The organism is bacterium endosymbiont of Bathymodiolus sp. 5 South, from assembly GCF_900128535.1.
Classification (GTDB): Bacteria; Pseudomonadota; Gammaproteobacteria; order PS1; family Pseudothioglobaceae; genus Thiodubiliella.
In genome coordinates, this window is sequence record NZ_FQTR01000005.1 from 25,229 (window position 1) to 40,650 (window position 15,422).

Annotated in this window: 15 protein-coding genes and 3 tRNA genes; 6 read left to right on the forward strand and 12 right to left on the reverse strand. The window is 37.5% G+C overall.

The features are described 5' to 3' along the window. Positions 1–5: 5 nt before the first annotated feature. The 3 genes from ygfZ to BBROOKSOX_RS01360 form a co-directional block, all read right to left on the reverse strand. Positions 6–653: a CAF17-like 4Fe-4S cluster assembly/insertion protein YgfZ gene (gene ygfZ / locus BBROOKSOX_RS01350; protein WP_139659358.1), complete on the reverse strand. Its 648-nt coding sequence runs from the start codon at positions 651–653 to the stop codon at positions 6–8. Between the two features lie 163 nt (positions 654–816). Next, entirely contained in the window at positions 817–2,055 is a 1,239-nt protein-coding gene (locus BBROOKSOX_RS01355; protein WP_139659359.1) for a hypothetical protein, read from the reverse strand. A 153-nt stretch (positions 2,056–2,208) separates the two neighbouring features. Continuing rightward, the gene (locus BBROOKSOX_RS01360; RefSeq protein WP_139659379.1) at positions 2,209–2,715 is read right to left on the reverse strand and encodes a urate hydroxylase PuuD; all 507 of its coding nucleotides are present in this window, start codon (positions 2,713–2,715) and stop codon (positions 2,209–2,211) included. 157 nt (positions 2,716–2,872) lie between these two features. Here BBROOKSOX_RS01360 and mutM point away from each other — a divergent pair, with 157 nt between their 5' ends. From mutM to BBROOKSOX_RS01375, 3 genes are read left to right on the forward strand one after another with little or no spacing between them, the layout of a single operon-like run. Then, on the forward strand, positions 2,873–3,682 hold the full coding sequence (gene mutM, locus BBROOKSOX_RS01365) for a bifunctional DNA-formamidopyrimidine glycosylase/DNA-(apurinic or apyrimidinic site) lyase (RefSeq protein ID WP_139659360.1): 810 nt from the start codon (positions 2,873–2,875) through the stop codon (positions 3,680–3,682). Between the two features lies 1 nt (position 3,683). Then, on the forward strand, positions 3,684–4,079 hold the full coding sequence (locus tag BBROOKSOX_RS01370; protein WP_139659361.1) for a S24 family peptidase: 396 nt from the start codon (positions 3,684–3,686) through the stop codon (positions 4,077–4,079). 1 nt (position 4,080) lies between these two features. After that, positions 4,081–4,314 carry a DUF2798 domain-containing protein gene (locus tag BBROOKSOX_RS01375; RefSeq protein WP_139659362.1) on the forward strand — a complete coding sequence of 78 codons (234 nt, stop codon included), beginning with the start codon at positions 4,081–4,083 and terminating at the stop codon, positions 4,312–4,314. Here the strand turns inward: BBROOKSOX_RS01375 and pgeF are convergent. From pgeF to BBROOKSOX_RS01400, 5 genes are all read right to left on the reverse strand, one after another. Continuing rightward, positions 4,295–5,014 carry a peptidoglycan editing factor PgeF gene (gene pgeF / locus BBROOKSOX_RS01380; RefSeq protein ID WP_139659363.1) on the reverse strand — a complete coding sequence of 240 codons (720 nt, stop codon included), beginning with the start codon at positions 5,012–5,014 and terminating at the stop codon, positions 4,295–4,297. The genes BBROOKSOX_RS01375 and pgeF overlap by 20 nt on opposite strands. Further along, entirely contained in the window at positions 5,001–5,945 is a 945-nt protein-coding gene (gene rluD / locus BBROOKSOX_RS01385; RefSeq protein ID WP_139659364.1) for a 23S rRNA pseudouridine(1911/1915/1917) synthase RluD, read from the reverse strand. Before rluD ends, pgeF begins: the two co-directional genes overlap by 14 nt. Before the next feature lie 42 nt (positions 5,946–5,987). Continuing rightward, positions 5,988–6,064, reverse strand: a tRNA-Glu gene (locus BBROOKSOX_RS01390). Between the two features lie 598 nt (positions 6,065–6,662). Continuing rightward, positions 6,663–7,307, reverse strand: a complete 645-nt coding sequence (locus BBROOKSOX_RS01395) for a hypothetical protein (RefSeq protein ID WP_139659365.1) — start codon at positions 7,305–7,307, stop codon at positions 6,663–6,665. Between the two features lie 190 nt (positions 7,308–7,497). Beyond that, a complete protein-coding gene (locus tag BBROOKSOX_RS01400; RefSeq protein WP_139659367.1) occupies positions 7,498–8,517 on the reverse strand; it encodes a hypothetical protein in 1,020 nt (339 codons plus the stop codon). A gap of 296 nt (positions 8,518–8,813) precedes the next feature. On the opposite strand from BBROOKSOX_RS01400, the gene BBROOKSOX_RS01405 reads away from it, so the two are divergent. Then, the gene (locus BBROOKSOX_RS01405; protein WP_180323805.1) at positions 8,814–9,182 is read left to right on the forward strand and encodes a hypothetical protein; all 369 of its coding nucleotides are present in this window, start codon (positions 8,814–8,816) and stop codon (positions 9,180–9,182) included. A 362-nt stretch (positions 9,183–9,544) separates the two neighbouring features. Here the strand turns inward: BBROOKSOX_RS01405 and BBROOKSOX_RS01410 are convergent. Beyond that, positions 9,545–9,619: transfer RNA gene (locus tag BBROOKSOX_RS01410), tRNA-Glu, on the reverse strand. Positions 9,620–9,641: 22 nt separating this feature from the next. After that, positions 9,642–9,717, reverse strand: a tRNA-Ala gene (locus BBROOKSOX_RS01415). A 71-nt stretch (positions 9,718–9,788) separates the two neighbouring features. Here BBROOKSOX_RS01415 and BBROOKSOX_RS01420 point away from each other — a divergent pair. Then, a complete protein-coding gene (locus BBROOKSOX_RS01420; protein ID WP_139659369.1) occupies positions 9,789–10,511 on the forward strand; it encodes an MBL fold metallo-hydrolase in 723 nt (240 codons plus the stop codon). Between the two features lie 37 nt (positions 10,512–10,548). Continuing rightward, a complete protein-coding gene (gene nadD / locus BBROOKSOX_RS01425) occupies positions 10,549–11,094 on the forward strand; it encodes a nicotinate (nicotinamide) nucleotide adenylyltransferase (protein WP_139659371.1) in 546 nt (181 codons plus the stop codon). Positions 11,095–11,351: 257 nt separating this feature from the next. Here nadD and BBROOKSOX_RS01430 read toward each other — a convergent pair whose 3' ends face one another. Next, the gene (locus BBROOKSOX_RS01430; RefSeq protein ID WP_139659374.1) at positions 11,352–12,980 is read right to left on the reverse strand and encodes a hypothetical protein; all 1,629 of its coding nucleotides are present in this window, start codon (positions 12,978–12,980) and stop codon (positions 11,352–11,354) included. A 158-nt stretch (positions 12,981–13,138) separates the two neighbouring features. Further along, positions 13,139–15,422, reverse strand: a 2,284-nt coding sequence (locus BBROOKSOX_RS01435; protein WP_180323806.1) for an Ig-like domain-containing protein, incomplete at its 5' end; no start/stop codon positions are given.

Consider the following 15,422-nt stretch of genomic DNA (forward strand, 5'->3'; position numbering starts at 1 on the left):
CGGTATTATGATGAAAAATTAGCCAATTCAAGCAACTTAACTGGCTGGTTGTTAACAAAAAGTGTTTTGTCTTTTTCAGCGATTTTAAGCACCGCAAAAAAGCAAGATTTTACCTGATTAAGCACTGTTCCAACATTTTTTGTGGTGTCTTCCAGTGTTAATTTGTCCAATGGATTAACCTCAAAATCACACTCAAATCGATACAATCTGCGCTTCGGCTTGCCTAAATAATGCACTCTTGCCACCACTTCCTGCCCAGGGTAACACCCTTTGGTAAAACTCACACCCACCTCCTCAATATCCAAATTCAAATCTTGTGGAATAAATTTTTCACTGGTTGCCAGTGTTACCTGCGCCTCTTCAGTAGATTTTTTTTGATTGTCAACCTCGCTAAAAACCACCTCGGCATTCAAGGCAAACATCTGCAAACGATTTTGCACTACTGTTTTCAAATCTAGGGCAAAGTCTAAATAAAAATCATCACCCTGTTTTTGCACCCACATCAACGCAATAATGCGCCCCTGATGCTGGCAATAAGTATTCAACTGCCATTGCTCATCAACAATCTTATTAATATCACTTGACAACTGCCCTTGCAAAAAACTCTGCGCATCTTTGCCACTCACTTTTAAAATAGGTGTTCTTTTTATCATAACGATGAATTATACCATTTTTTAAAAAATCATACCAAGCCCCTGAATCCAAAAATGAAACCATTGACACCAAAAAAATCAATGAGCGTATATCAATTAAATCACGAACCCCACATCAGAAGTTTTAGGATAATGCAGGTGTTAAATAACGAGAAAATAATTTTTATTCAGCAGAAATTGCAAAGAAAATAACATACAATAAAATCAATATAATTGCGACATAAAGCACCTTGTTAACAATGGTTATTTTGGCGCTAGAATCGCAATCTTTGTGACAATAGAACAAAGCTAAAAGGGTTTGTAACAAATAATAAGTGGCAAAAGCTTTAGATGCTAGTGTGATTATCTCCATTAAATCAACCGCCCAAACTAACAAAATGGCACCCATAGAAATGGCAACATAACTGATTTTGGTGGGCAATCGATTGCCACTATTTTCATTCAAGAGTCCGCCAGCACCTCCTGTATCGGCAACAGCAGCACTAAATTGACTCATTAAGGCGGCAATAATTAACATAAGCGGCAATATCAGTGCAGCAGACCCCGTTGCATCAACAATTTGAGCAAGATCAATATTAATTAAATCAATATTTTGCACAATCGGCATAAATAAAATAACCGACACAACATACAGTATTGCAGAAATTATTTGGGCATTTCTCATACTGGCAACACGCACTTCTGGAGAGTATTTTTCTCCTAAAAATCGAGAGGTTTCAAAGCCCTGAACCACTAATAATGCACCTGCTAGCATTTGAATTTGTGCTGAAATAGGTCTTTTGGTGTAATGAAATGTTAATACTTCATCGGATGCCAAAAAATACATTCCAAACACACCTAAGCCAATTAACAGAGCAACCACAATTGCCAGTTGGACGGTCATTGATAAAGATTCTAATTTCTCCAGCCCACTCAAGCCTTTTAAATAGCCTATGACTGCTATAAAGATAATAATCGCAGTGGTTAGCCAACGCTCATAAACCAAATTAGAGATACCAAGATAATGAAGCAAAAATGAAGAAAGCAAAGACAAATAGAACGCAACTGCCACCATATATGCCAACACCAAAACAACATTCCCAAGGTATTCTATTTCTTTTGCGCTATGAGAAAGTAGCCCTTTATTACTTCTAGGCTCAACATGCATAATGTTAAATCTTAGCACATGCCCTATGCCATAGGCGAGTATCACAATACCTAAAACAGCCAATGGCGACAGTTTGCCAACAATACTAGCCAACAATGGCGCCATAATAAGAAAACCACTGCCCACTATTGATGAAAGCGGGGTTAATGTGGCTTGCCAAGATTCGTTGTTTTGTAATTTTGGTCTTGATAACAAGAAAATGACAACGATTGAAATGATAACCAATAAAGAATTAAAAAATATATTGGTTGCCATGGTGTACTTTTGATTAATTGTTTATGAATTATACCATTTGAGGTCTTTGTATAACATAGAGGTGCATGCCGATTATTTAAAAAAAAATGGCATGACAATAGACGAAAAAAAACCGAGCATAAAACTCGGTTTTTTCTAATGAAAATGACTATTTTAATGCCATGCAATCATTGTTAACAACATAGGAATTGACAAAATAACATTCACTGAAGAAGCTAATGCTGCTCTGCCTTTTGCAGTTGCAATTTCTTCTGCTGTTGCTACTTTCATACCTAGAATCTTTTGCTGATTTGGCCAAATAATAAACCATACATTGAACGCCATAATGGTTCCCATCCATGCGCCGATACCGATAATTTGGTAGCCTTGCGAAAACGAAAATGCACTAATAATGCCTTCCATACCGCGGCCTTGTAATGCCAATAGTACCAAGCCTAAAACCCAAGTAGTGGCAGCCGCCATACGAAACCACAACAACGCTCTTGGTGCCACATATTTACCAATTGCCGCTGGACCTGGTCCATCACTATCAGCAAGTGCTGCGCCCATTGCAGGAACTTGTACAAAGTTAAAATAATATAAAAGACCAATCCAAACAATACCCGCTAAAACATGTAACCAAACACTGAAGGCATAATGTTGGTTGACGATAGAATCCATCCCCACAAAATAAACCACAATGGCAGTCGACACAAAACCAAGTGCAATTTTGCACCGAACTAAATTAATACGATTAAACATTTTTCTCTCCGTTATTATAAAGTTGACTATTATAATAGGTTATTTTATTCGTTATTTAGTTAATTAAATCATAAGTATGCCAGAACTACCTGAAGTTGAAACCACAAAACGAGGGCTTGAGCCACTGATTGTTAATCAGACGGTTGAGCGTGCGTACTTACATCGAGCCAATTTGCGCTGGGATATGCCTAAGCATTTAGTAACAACACTGTCAAATCAAAGTGTGGATAAAATACAGCGGCGAGGCAAGTATTTGTTGATTAAGTTTGAGGTAGGTACACTGATTATTCATCTGGGTATGAGTGGCTCAATTAAAGTGGTGGGTAATGGTACGCCACTTGAGAAACACGATCATTTTGAGCTGGTATTTACAAACGGAAAAAGACTGCGTTTGAACGACCCAAGGCGCTTTGGTGCCGTGTTGTTTTCTAAAGATGGCACACATTCTTTGTTGGATAATTTAGGTGTTGAGCCGCTGAGCGAGTTGTTTGATAATGAACACTTATACACCCGCTCACGCAAAAAGCAACAAAATATTAAGTCCTTTATTATGGACAGTAAAATTGTGGTGGGTGTGGGCAATATTTATGCTTGTGAGAGTTTGCATAAAGCCGGGATTGGTCCTGAACGCAAAGCCAATAGCGTGAGCAAAAAACATTACAAAATTTTAACCCAATGCATTAAAGAAATTTTGTTACGCTCAATCGCTGCAGGTGGCACGACTTTACAAGATTTTTCTGCGGTGGATGGCAAACCTGGATATTTCTCACAGACTTTGTCGGTGTATGGGCGTGAAAATGAAAAGTGCATGCAATGTGGTAGTAAAATAACACGCATTATCCAAAATCAACGCTCAACCTTCTATTGTAAGAGTTGCCAAAAATAAAATGAGTAAAGAAATATTCGAAACTAATTGTGGTACCAATTCAGAACCCTTTGCCTTGCAAAATTTGGGCAACACGATGGAGCCTGAGTTTAGTGAAAACTGCATTTTAATTATTGACCCTGGCATGCAAATCCACAACCGTGCCTACGCCGTAGTGCGTTATGCCAACGAACTGTATTTTCGTCAATACATTGAACGAGGCAACGGAAAATTTTTGGTCCCGCTCAGTACTCAGCACGACGAAATTGAACTCAAAGACGATTTTGAAACTATTGGTTGCGTGGTACAACAAAAACAACGCAAGCAAAAAGCCTTACATTATTATCATCTAAACCCTGAGACTAAAGAGTTGGATTTCACTATCTCTGGCAAGGAAAAAACAAAGGAAGGCAAATAAGATGGAAAAAAAGAAAATGGAGAAGCGTATACATTTAAGATTTAGTATCGTTATGTCGCTATTTATGATTGGCATTATGTCATTTGTTGTGACTTATATGAATATCGGTTGGAACGACCAAACCATTGAAAAATGGTTATCCAGTTTTGGCATTGCTTGGTTAGTGGGTTTTCCACTATTATATATTTTTGGGCCTATTTTTAAACAAGCAATCGTTAAGAATCTATCCAAATAAGGTGTGCCATTCGCCCTGAGTTAGCACCATCTCGGCGATAGGAAAAATAGGTTTTATCTTGTTCAACAGTACATTGGTCTCCACCTGTAATAGCATCAACACCCAAATCGTTCAGAATAATTCGCGCGGCTTGATAAATATCTAAGTGATATTTATCGCCTTTTTGCGTTAAGGCCGCACTCAGTTTTTTATTCTTAGTGATAAAGCACTCAAATACCTCACTACCGACCTCAAGATTTTTTGCACAAATTGCTGGACCAAAATGTATCAATAAATTATGTTCATCAAAGGCCTTGATGAATGACTCAATCACACCGTTTAAAATCCCCTGCCAACCTGCATGTGCCACGCCTACTTGTGTGCCCGATTGATTGGATGCAAAAATCGGCAAACAGTCAGCGGTCATTACTGCACAAACCACACCTTGCTTGCAAGTAATAACGCTGTCGCCTTCGCAATCATTTGACTGGGCATCTACACAAATCTCAGAGTGGGTTTGATTTAGCCATTTTGGCTCACTGGGCAAATTATAATGCTGAACAAGCAATGCTCGATTATGTATAACTGATTCAACATTATCAAGCGTATGCATTGCGAGATTAAAATTCTCATAACCCTCTACACTTGCGCCCCCTTCTAAGTATCGTGTGGTTGAAAGGTATTTGACCTTACTTGGAAAACTAGCGCTAAGCTGGGTCATATTTTTGTAACACTTTAATTAACGCTTGCATATCTTTTGGTAATGGTGCTTTCCATGACATTTCTTGCCCTAAAATCGGGTGCGTTAATGTGAGTTTTTTGGAATGCAATGCTTGACGATCAAATCCTTTAAGTGCGTCTTTAAGCACTTCATCTGCCTTCTTTGGGAAACGAATCTTGCCACCATACATTGTATCAGCAATCAGTGGATGTCCTATATGCGACATATGCACACGAATTTGATGAGTGCGTCCTGTTTCCAAAATTGCCTTAACATGCGTATGGTGTCCAAACCTATCAATCACACGGTAATGCGTAATAGCATCCTTGCCATCTTCGTTCACCGCTTGTTTAATGCGGTCTTTTGCATCACGCCCGATAGGCTTATCAACCGTACCACCTGAAATCATATGCCCATAAACAATAGCACTATATTCTCTTGCTACGCTGTGTGTTTGCAATTGCTCAACTAGATTTTTTTGCGCTAATTCACTGCGTGCTACCACCATTAAACCAGAAGTATTTTTATCCAAGCGATGCACAATGCCCGCTCTATCAAGTTTAGCCAATGATGGATCATGATATAACAATGCATTTGCCAATGTAGCACGCCAGTTACCCGCGCCAGGGTGCGTCACCAAGCCGACTGGCTTATTAATGATAATAATGTCTTCATCTTCAAAAATGATATCGATAGGAATATCTTGCGCCACCCAATCATTGGTTTTTTCTTGCTTGATTTTCAGCTTAACAATCTCACCGCCTAACACTTTGTCTTTAGGTTTAAAGGTTTTATCATTAATAAAAGCACTCTCTGATCTAACCCAAGTGGTGATTTTAGAACGAGAGTAATCTGGCAACATTATCGCTAGCGCACTATCAATGCGTTGTCCGATAAGTCTATCTGGAATAATAATATTAAGTTGATTCATGTAAGCATTTTGTAAGATCTTTACATATTTAATTTTATAATTTGGCGTCCCGTAAGAGATTTGAACTCCTGTTATCAGGATGAAATCCTGAGGTCCTGGGCCAACTAGACGAACGGGACGGTGATATTTTACACCATTTAAACACCACTAAAAACCCCCACATAAAACAGAACTTTTTTTATTCAAAAACTCATCAAATAACTGCCGTTTTATTACCTTGCTTCTGTCATTGAAATTTGTTGCCCCATGGCTATATATCTCAACCCTTATTTTTACCAAAAGAATTAATCACACTGGGTAAAGAAAAGAATGCTAAAACATCGTAACACAACTTTAATCAAAGTTTTTACCAAGAATATTTTAAACTTTTAGCCTAAATCGGTTAAAAATAAAATCAAATAACTTTTAGAGACCTTTGCGTAAATAGGGATGATTAGCAAAATCCAATTTTTGCCCAATTGGTGATTTCTTTAAACCTTGTCCTAGCAGGGCTAAGGCTGGGTTTAAAAAATCGCCAAGTGGGTGAAAAGTGGGTTTCTGATGATTGTTCCTATTTATGCAAAGGTCTCTTTTAAAACAGAAAAATGCCGTATTGGCACTACATTATTATGTGAGTGGTGATTTTCAAAATTTGGCACAGGACACGAGTTGGTATTATTTTTGACATAAAAAAGCCCACAATTAAGTGAGCTTTTTGATTGCTTTTTCAATCGTTGTTTACATGACTGCTAAGTCAATAGAGTCTTGAGCTCCCCAAAACCAAGTTTGAACCCTAGAAGCAACCTCAAGGGCGGCCTCAACAGTAATCCCAACATTAAGAGTGCCACCCTCAAGAGTAACCTCAAGAGTAACTTCAACAGTAGTCTTAGAAGTAGTCTCAGAAGTGCACTCAGGAGTAGTCTCAGGAGTAGTAGCCTCAGGAGTAGCCTCAGGAGCAACCTTACCACCACAGTCAATAATGTCATCTAATTCTAATATTAGAAAATCATCCGAGTTAGTAAAATACTGAGATAAATCATTGCTATTGTCTAGTTCCAAGATGGTAGTGTCCTGTTCGCCGAAATGCTGAAATGGTACATCGTAGAACCATCCAGTATTATCACCGGAAGCAACATTATCGCCCTTGTCTTCGAGACAAGGACCACCCGTTTCCATCTTTACTTCTGTTTTAGCGGGTTTGTGATCTTTGGCAGCAGCATCGTTAATAATTTGTGTGGTAATAGGGTTTTCATCAATCGGAAGTGGTTGATGATGACCCCATCCAACCTCATCACCGTCAACAATATCAACAATATCAACAGCCTTGCCTTCAAAATCATCTGATTTTATTGATGTAAAACCTTTCATTTTTGTGTGTTTCATAATAACCCCCTTTTATTAGATAATACAATATGCAAATGAACACTTATCACTTGCATATTGTACTAAAATTATAACATTATTAAACTACCCATTAAAAATTAATTTCAAAAAAATTCAATCTGTTTTTTCAGTATTTTAGGTCTATGAATAATTAGAAGATATCAAATGATGTAAATTCAGGTTCAAGCACTCAATGCTCAATCCAGATTACATCGCATTTAGTGCTTGAACCTGAATTTACATCATTTGATATCTTAGTGAATTCTCCTTTTGAGCCAGGAGAGCGAGCCCTTATTCTGGTATCTGCGGTAGCTCTTGGTTCTATATCCTGCACATTGGTTTCAGGATAAGCATTTTTTTCCCTTAATGCACTTATCTCCTCATCAGACAGCATCTCCTGCTCATTAATTTCATAATAAATTTCCTCTGGTGCACCATTTACCCCCTTATCAAACGCCACATTCCGCCCATTAATTTCAGAACGAGCACTTCTCTCAATACTCCCCACTTGATTTGCTAACTCATAGGTATTTACAGGTTCCATTGCTCCAAGCTCTGTTGGAGAATACGCATCTGTATATTCTGTAGAACTTGTATTTTTTGGTCTAAGGTTTAATGAAGGATACGCATATGCATATTCTGTGGGATTTGAATCAATTAACACATTTCCCAAATCCACTTGAGAATCTGTATTGGTAATAAGCATAGGATTAGGATTTTGATTGGTGGGGACAAGATACCCACCTTCAGATATTTCAATTGTATTTGTATTTGGAGTACTGCCTGATAGATCAGATATTTTATTTTTTAGTTTAAGTGCATAATAGCCAAACGATGTACCTGCAGTCGCAGCAAATATAGAAAGGGGTATTATCCATGTAGAACTTGATAGTTCTTCGTTGTCTTTTGGTGCGTTGTCTTTTGGCATAACACACTGCCACTTTTCTCCTGTACCTGTATCTGCAAAGGAATTATCCTGTTCTTTTGTAGATGATAATTTTCCCTGAAAGACATAAGGGCTAAACTCATATTTTTCTTTGCATATACAGGTATCATTTTTAGACAAATAAATTGACGATATGATTTCATATTTACCTTCATCAATCGAACAAAGTTCTCCTAGCACATTAAAACTACTAACAAGCAACAAACCTAAAGCATATAATTTAATTTTTTCACCCCCAAGCATATGTTTTTTAACCCCTAACAATAATACACAGTTTTTTGTAAAAATTTATAATGCTATAAGAGACCTTTGCAAAAATTGGATTTTGCTAATCACCTCTATTTATGCAAAGGTCTCTATAAGTCATTTACAAAAATGATAAATTATGGGGTACCACTACGATTATAAACAAAATCAGACAAAAATAGGGGTTTTTTAACTCCATTGTCAAAAAAATATAACATTGCCTACAATACTGTAAAAATGGAAAAGTCGCGATAGCGTGAAAGACAGACAAACCCACGGGTAACAAACCATTAAAAATCATATTACCAAGGTGTTTGGGTAAATACCAATTTACGCTGAGAGAAGTACATCAACAGCTACTTGAAGATGGTTTTAAAATCAGTTTAAACACCGTTGCATGCTATCGTCAAGCATTAGGTCTAAAGGTAGCATTAGCAGTTAAACAAATCAATACAACGATACAGAAAAAATACAGTTACAAGCCTCAAGGACTTGATATTAAGCATACTAACCATGTATGGAGTACAATATCAAAATTGCAAGTAGCATGGTTTATATGGCTACCGCTATTGATTGGCATAGCAAAATATCTAATACGAGACCTTTGTATAAATAGGAACAATCATCAGAAACCCACTTTTCACCCACTTGGCGATTTTTTAAACCCAGCCTTAGCCCTGTAGGACAAGGTTTAAAGAAATCACCCATTGGGCAAAAATTGGATTTTGCTAATCATCCCTATTTATGCAAAGGTCTCAATACAATGGATTCACAGTTGGTGATGGGCGTATTTAATGATGCTTTAGAAAAGTATCCACGCCCAGAGAGTTTTAATGCCAATCAAGGCTTTTAATACGCTAGTGAAGTATAGACTCAACGCTTAAAAAACTGGGCGTTAATATCTCAATGGACGGCAAGGAATGGCGAAGGCTTCTCAAGAGGGCCTATATAAGAAATTTTAAAAAATTGTCAGGGATTTTGACGCCCATTTTTTGAAGGCGAAAAAAAATGGCTCAGTTTTTATCAAACTGAACCATTTTAAATATGGCATCGCCTAGGAGAATCGAACTCCTCTTACCAGGATGAAAACCTGGGGTCCTAACCGATAGACGAAGGCGACATATTTTTTTGCATCAAGACGGTGGTGGAGCTAAGCGGGATCGAACCGCTGACCCCGACACTGCCAGTGTCGTGCTCTCCCAGCTGAGCTATAGCCCCATTTGTTGGTTGCCAAGCAAAAGATGCAAATTATAGTCTGTATGCTAAATTAGTCAAGTTAAAATACACTTATGTTAGAAAAAAAGTACACTGAAAAAACTTTTACTTTAGAAATTCTTTACCATGTAGGTGTTTATGAGAATTCTATTCATTTTATTTTTGACCACACTTCAAAAACTTGCGCTATTATTGACCCCGCTTGGGAGGCAGATTTATTCATCCAACGCGTTAACGATAAAGGTTATCAACTTACCGATATTTGGCTCACACATTGGCATGGAGACCACATTAATGCCGTTGATGAAATTGTAGAAAAAACAGGGGCAAAGATCACGGCAGGCATCAATGAAATTCCTTATCTGCAAATTAAAAATAAAATGCACACAGTTAATGATGGCGATACAATGCGCCTAGGCAAAACAAATGCTAAAGTCATTAATACACCAGGGCATACCGCGGGTGGCATTTGCTATTTATTAGATGGACATCTGATTGCAGGAGATACCTTGTTTGTCTATGGCGCAGGACACTGCTCACTACCTGGGGCTAACAGTGTAGCGTTGTATCACTCTATGCAAAAACTCAAGCAAGTTGATGACGATATAATGCTGCATTGCGGACATGATTACGGCTCAAAAATTGAAACCACGATGAACGAACAAAAGCATGGCAATGCTTGGCTTGTTATTGACACACAAGAGGTTTTTGTTAAGTTTGTTGATGATATGGCTCAAGGTTTAATTGCTTATCCGACTGATGCACTCAAGCTAAAAGAAATCCAAGCTATGCTATGAGAGCGTTGTATACACTGAATAATCATACAATAACCTTATGATTGGTTTTTTTGGCGGGTCATTTGATCCCATACATTACGGACATTTAAAAACGGCTCGTGCTATTAAAAAAGAATTGGCATTAAGCCAACTTTTTCTAATGCCATGTAAAGCACCTGTGCATAAAGATGCCTTGCAGTTCTCTAATAAGCAGCGCCTTGAAATGCTAAATTTAGCACTCATTGAATTTAACGATTTAAAAATTGACACGCGTGAGATTGACAGACAAACTCCGTCTTATACGATTGACACACTCAAACACATTAAGGAGGATTATCCAAATAAAAAGATTTTTCTGATTATTGGGCAAGACAGTTTTAACACGCTTGAGACTTGGAAGGACTATCAACAGTTTGGTGACTATGCCCAACCGGTAATTTTGCCACGCACTGCTGACACTCAAAAAATTCATACCGGTATATTTTTTTCCAAGACACCGTTAGTTGATATTTCATCCACACAAATTAGAAATAAAATACGCAACCAGCAAGATTTATCAGGGCTATTGCCTGAAAACATTATTGAGTATATCCACAAATTATGAATTTAAAAACGCAGTAAAGAGATAGTAAAAAAAACGAACCAAATACACCTCAGCATTTAAAACAAAATTAGTGTTTGAGTTATTACAAGAGACCTTTGCATAAATAGGAACAATCATCAGAAACCCACTTTTCACCCACTTGGCGATTTTTTAAACCCAGCCTTAACTCTGCTAGGACAAGGTTTAAAGAAATCACCAATTGGGTAAAAATTGGATTTTGCCAATCATTCCTATTTACGCAAAGGTCTCTATAAAAATTATTTCTTGTTACTCACCTTAAATGCTTTAGCCTTTTTCCTAACAGAAAACAAAAGGTTTGACTTAACGCCAAGAAGTATATTGGTAAACGACTGAGCGGTGTCTGATATATCAAGAAGTGGAGTAATACGCTCGTTCTTCAAGAATTTAGCAAACTCTACATAACTGTCGCTTTGCCCATCAAGGCATTCTTCTACTCGACTATCTATAAAGAGGAATAGATTATTTATGCCTTCGAGGGTGGTAATAAGAATTTCATCTTTCTTTGGTTTGTAAGGAACGACAGTACAATCGTAGTGAGGATGAGCGTATTTAGCTGTATAGTCCCAACAATATTTATTCATATTCTGCCCGCTATTGTTAAGACCATAACGCTCTCTAAACATTTTTTTTGTCATTTTTTGTGCTTCTATTTTCGCTCTTTCTAAAAATTTGCTTGCAGTGTCTTTCATGGAAGAACATATTTTTCCTCTTCCTTGTTTTCTTTGTTTGTAAAAAGCATTGGCGTAAGAGATCTTAAGGTTGCTTAAAAAGTAATTGTAAGTTTTCACATAACTACCTAAAAACTTAGAAAGTGAATAACTTTTATCGCTTTCTGTGTGAGGGAGTTTGCTAATATCAAATTTTTTGATGTCGGTTATTCCTTCGGTGCCATCAGGTGATTTTATTGTAATCATATCATCTAATTTATAAGCACTAAAATGAGCTTTATAATCATAAAAAATATCGCCCAAACATTCTTGTATTTGTTTTGGATTCATATTTTTCAAAACTAAGGTGTGGTTACTGCTATCATTAATACCACATAAGGCAAGTGTTGAAGTGGACAAAATACTAGGTGGCGTAGTTGTTATTCCTTTAATTGAGTGATCAAGGAATTCATCCAAGGCAATAAACTTTGGAGAGCCCTTCATCCATTGAAGGGAATATGTTTTCGTTAATAATTCTTGTAATTTTTTAATAGATTTAAAATATTGCTTCATATAAATGATAGACAACTCCCTCCCATGTTCGGAATAAATTTTTTCTAAATCAGCGGTATTATCCATCCCTAATTTTAATGAACTTTCAATTTTTGACACAAATGAAACCATATCACGAATCTCTGCATCAGGAGATTCGTATTCGCCAATATTATCAATAGCCTTTAATTGCTTATCCACTTTTGCCTCTATTCTGTCTCCTGGTGAAGGACCGAAAGCAGCAAATATGTTATATACCAATGACGAATCAATAAAAGATAATATTTTGTCCATAGTTGTTGACTTGGGATTCTCAAAAACCTCTACAATATGATAAATCATCAATCCCACCGTTATAACGACACCAATAACCCCTATAACTTCTACTGCTGTTTCTGCAGTCAGCAAAGCCGTGTCCATTATTGCTCCATCCAAAGCCTCAGTGGTCTCTGCTGTAGTATTGGCAATATTCTTAGAAACGGCGGTAAAGTCATTTTTTGTAGGAATATCCTCTACTTGGAGTTCTGGATTCTCACCTTCTTGCTTTACTATTCGATCATCAAATTCATCATTATCTGGGGTGCACAAAGAGCCTGCAACGCCGACATTCAATGTTATTAAAACGCTAAAAATTAGGGTTAAAAAATTAAATTTTATTAGTTTCATATATACTCCAAATATTTTTCAAATATGTATTCTTTGAAAAACTCTTTTTAAATTAAAAAAATATATCGTTATTTTTTAAAAGTGAAAATGTATTTTGCGTTCATGTCATTTTCAAAAAAATCATCCTATGTCTATCTTGGGGTTTAAGGTAAATATTTTTAATGCTCGTTGTATTGTTTTAATTGATTGGTACGATACCCAGGAAGTTCAGAATAATTCCCATTCCCATTCCCAATCTCATAAATATCATCGTTACCTATAAAACCCCCTGCTGGTTCCTTGCCCGTAAAATCCCCTAGTGACACCTTTGGTTTCTTTGGTGGTTCCTTTAGTTTATTACCTATACAACGCACACTAAGACCATGGTTTGGAAGGTCCTGTTCAAAACTAACCGAGTCTTTTGCATTGGTAAAACTCAAGCTATTTATTCTAAGTGCTATCGGTACAGTTCCAAGACCCTCCACTGTGATACCCCAAGAAGATGAGGCTACAACTTTAAGTTCAGGCTTGCAATCATCAACAAGGTCGCCAGTCCAATATCGACCAGAAGCTGGAATAGAATGCATGGGAGGAGTCCCAGGCTTCAACAAGGAAGATACAAGCTCTTCGTCAGGTGTCATCTTATACAAGGTTTCAGTGCCAGCACCTACAATTCTTCCTTCAACCCTATCTCGTCTACCTGATAAAGGCAATTTTAAAAAGTTGTTAAAAGTAGTTTTAAGTCCTATTTTTTCATCCTTGAATTCCTGCATAGTGGGCACGGAAAAACCAACTGGGCAAATAGAATCAAACTTATTAGAGCGAATATTCCCTTTAGTGTCAGCACTCGTCCAGTCATAAGCCGATAGAGATATTCCATAAATTTTATCATTAGATGGGTTTATTGTACGTGTACGATGTAAGGTCATATTACCATTAGAACGCTCCTGATGCCCATCAGCAGAACGCCCAAACTGATACAAATCACCAAAACACAATGGGTCTGTAGCATTTCCACAAACCTTATCAGCACCCAAGTTTCTATCTAGCCAAATTCGTCCTGTTGTTGGGGAGGTAACTGTGTTATAGGTCTTGCCATCAAGAACCCTGCCAATAACATGGATAGTCAACCTAGAAACAACATTACCTCCATCTAGTGAAGTTGCACTCAGCACTACTGTGCCTTTATGGACACCTTTAAGTGTTGTTATACCCTTTACAGTATGGAGGGTTGCATTTCCAGAAGTTAGCGACCATGAAACTTTTTGAATAGTGGCATTGTTAGGGGTAAAGCCAGCACTAATCTGAGCAATTTCACCTACCTGAAGAATGTTTTTATCATTCAATCGCTTGGTGTTGTGTGTTAATTGAATGCTGGTAACAGGCACAGCAACAGGGGTTACCGCTATGCGAACGACTGCTGAACTGGTGCCAAAATTATTAACAGCAGTAATAGTATAGAGGATTTCTGGCTGTAATTTGGTCGGTGTACCTGAAATTATTCCAGTTGAATAATTCATTTGCAATCCAGCAGGAAGTCGATCAACTGACCAACTGGTAGCAACGGCACCAAAATTGGTAAATGTGATCGGAGTAATATGGGCGCCAAAGTGAGTATGCAATACATCAACACTAGGTGTGATAATAGGTGGACCAATATTAGCATCCTTTATACAGCGAATATGAAGACCTTTGGTGTGTATTTCCTCTGGAAAAGATTGTACGCCATCTTTGCCAAATACAAGTGCAATGGATTTATTGTTCGCACTACCGGTAGATCTTGTCCAATAAAAACCTTGGTTGTCTGCCTCTTTTGTTACGCCACTAACATTACGATAGCCAGTGAGTGGCAATTTTCCATTAAAGACTGAGGTGCTACCACCGCCCTCTTGCCTGAATTCTTCAGAAGTAGGCACACTGTAACCGCTTGGACAAATATCATTAGCACCTTTATCTATCGAAAAAGGTACTCCACTGTTACCGGAAGAGTCAACAGAACCTAGTATCAAGTCAAATATATCAGCAGGGTTATTGGTTTTATCAGGGGTAATCGCAGTATAGCTTCCATCTTTGGCTTCGTTCCATTGGTAAGGATCGCCATAACAATTTGAATCTGTAATGGTTTTACAAACCTCAGATGCACCTAAGTTTCTGTCTAGCCAAATTCTTCCTGTTTTTTCAGACAGTATCATTTTATAAGCTTTCTTGTTAAAAGCAATGGAATGTGGGGCAATAACAAGTATTACAAACTCATCCACTACAGTGCTATTATGGGCAATAGCTCTAATAGTGGAAAGACCTTCTTTAAGGGCAGTAACTTTACCTGTTGATTGATCAATGCTTACTTTATCATCAACTTCCCATGAGAATTTTTTGTTGCTTGCATCATTAGGGCTAATCGTTACATGAAGTTGAGCGCTTTCACCAATGACTAGCGTGTCACTAGTGCTTGATATTTTAATA